The sequence below is a fragment of the Streptomyces sp. HD genome, from assembly GCF_028369295.1.
In the GTDB taxonomy this organism is placed as follows: domain Bacteria; phylum Actinomycetota; class Actinomycetes; order Streptomycetales; family Streptomycetaceae; genus Streptomyces.
Genome location: NZ_JAQMYP010000131.1, coordinates 1 through 2559 on the forward strand (window position 1 = coordinate 1; position 2559 = coordinate 2559).

Consider the following 2559-nt stretch of genomic DNA (forward strand, 5'->3'; position numbering starts at 1 on the left):
CAGTTCCAGCACGCTCGTGGCGACCGCGTGGGCGGCCGCCGGATCGCTGGCGAGAGGACGCTCGACCCGCACCAGCACGTCACCGGCCGTGGGCTCGTCCGGTGCGGGCAGACCGGGGCCCACCGCGGGGGCCGGTCCGGCGTCCGCCGGCACCCGCACCCAGTCGACCTGGAACAGCCCGTCCCTAGGCCCTCCGTCGGCCGAACCGAGGCCGCCGACCGCCTCACGCAGCACGAGTGAGTCCACGGAGGCCACCGCGCCGCCGGTGCTGTCCGCCAGTTCCAATGCCACGGCGTCCGCGCCCACTGGGGCCACGCGCGCCCTCAGCTCGCGCGCGCCCGTGGCCCACAGCGACACCCCGCTCCACGAGAACGGCAGCCGCAGCGACCCGTCGGTACCGAACACGCCCCGCAGGACGGCGTGCAGGACGGAGTCCAGCAGCGCCGGGTGCATCCCGAAACGTTCCGCGAGGTCCTCGTGTGCGTCGGGCAGCGCGACCTCGGCGAACACCTCGTCGCCGCGCCGCCACAGCGCACGCAGTCCCTGGAACACCGGTCCGTACGTCAGCCCCAGTCCGCCGAGACGCTCGTACGCATCCTCGACCGGTTCCGCCACCGCCCCTAGGGGCGGCCACACACCGAAGTCGAACTCGAAGGAGCCGTCCGGACGCGGAACGGCCGCCTGGGTGCTCACCGCGCCGGTGGCGTTGAGGGTCCACGCCTCGTCCTCCGAGGCGTTGTCGGGGCGGGAGAAGACACTGACGCCTCGGCGCCCGGACTCGTCCGGGCCGTTCACCAGCACCTGGACCCGCACACCGCCGTACTCGGAGAGCACCAGCGGAACCGCGATCGTCAGTTCCTCCACCCGGTCGCACCCGACCTGGTCGGCCGCGCGCAGGACGAGTTCCAGGAAGCCGGTGCCGGGGAACACGACCGAGCCGGAGACCACATGGTCCCGCAGCCACGGATGGCTCTGCAGCGACAGGCGACCGGTGAACACCAGGCCTTGGGAGTCGGCCGGCGCCACCGCGGCTCCGAGCAACGGGTGATCGGCGCCCGTGAGCCCGAGGGCGGAGATGTCGCCGCCGAGCCGTTGTGCGTCCGGGGTCGGCCAGTAGCTCCTCCGCTGGAACGCGTACGTCGGCAGCTCAAGCGTGCGTGCTCCGCTCCCGGCGAAGATCGCGCGCCACTCCACCTCACCGCCATGAGTGAACAGCGCGGCGACCGCGGCCAGCGTCGCCTCCGCCTCGGGCCGGTCCTTGCGCAGGCAGGGCAGCAGCAGAGCGCCCTCACTGTCCCCGTCCAGACAGCCCTGGGCGAGCGCGGTCAGTGTGCCGTCCGGGCCCAGCTCCACGAACCGCGAGACGCCCCGCTCGGCGAGCGTGCGCACGGCGTCGCCATAGCGGACGGCCTGGCGGACGTGCCGCACCCAGTAGTCGGGGGTCATGAGCTCGTCGGGGTCCGCGGACGTCCCGGTGAGTGTGGAGACGAGAGCCATCTGCGGTTCGCCATGCGTCAGCCCCTCCGCCACCGCGCGGAAGTCGGCCAGCATCGGCTCCATCAGCGGGGAGTGGAAGGCATGGCTGACCCGGAGAGGTGTGGTCTTGCGGCCCTCGGCACGGAAATGCGCGGCCACCTCCTCCACCGCGTCCGCGGTGCCCGCCACGACCACTGCCCGCGGGCCGTTGACCGCCGCAAGACCCACCTGGTCGTTCAGCAGCGGCAGGACCTCGTCCTCCGTCGCCTGTACGGCGACCATCGCGCCGCCGGCCGGGAGCGCCTGCATCAACCGGCCCCGAGCCGCCACCAGACGGCAGGCATCCGCCAGCGACCACACCCCCGCCACATGCGCGGCGGCGATCTCCCCGATGGAGTGACCGGCCAGCACATCGGGGCGCACACCCCAGGACTCCAGCAGCCGGAAGAGGGCGACTTCCAGGGCGAACAGGGCGGGCTGGGCGTACTCGGTTTGGTTCAGCAGGTCCGCGTCCTCACCGAACACCACGTCCCGCAGGTTGAACGGGAGTTCCGCGTCCACGGCGTCGAAGGCGGCCGCGAAGACGGGGTATGTCTCGTACAACTCCCGGCCCATACCGAGCCGTTGGGAACCCTGCCCGGCGAACAGGAACGCCGTACGACCGCCCCCGGTAACCGCGGCACCGGTGACCACATGCCCCACCGACTCCTGCTCGGCCACTGCCCGCAGACCAGACAGGGCCTGCTCCCGGTCGGCGGCCACGACCGCGGCACGATGCTCCAGCGCGGAACGCGTCGTCACCAGCGACAGCGCGACATCACGGTGCGACAGCCCGGAATCCGACGACAGCCACGCCGCCAGCCGCTCCGCCTGCCCCCGCAACGCCGCCGCACTCGCACCCGACACCACCACCGGCACCAGCCCCGGCTCGGACGGCGCCTCGACCACCTCCGCCGACACCTCGGGCGCCTCTTCGAGGATGACGTGGGCATTGGTGCCGCTGATACCGAAGGACGACACACCCGCCCGACGGAAACGGTCCTCCGACCGCGGCCACTCCACGCCGTCGGTCAGCAGGGTGAT

The 2559-nt window shown here is 72.6% G+C and carries 1 protein-coding gene; it reads right to left on the reverse strand.

The features are described from left to right. The coding region (locus POF73_RS45600; protein ID WP_272125438.1) for a type I polyketide synthase at positions 1-2559 on the reverse strand (2559 nt) is incomplete at both ends.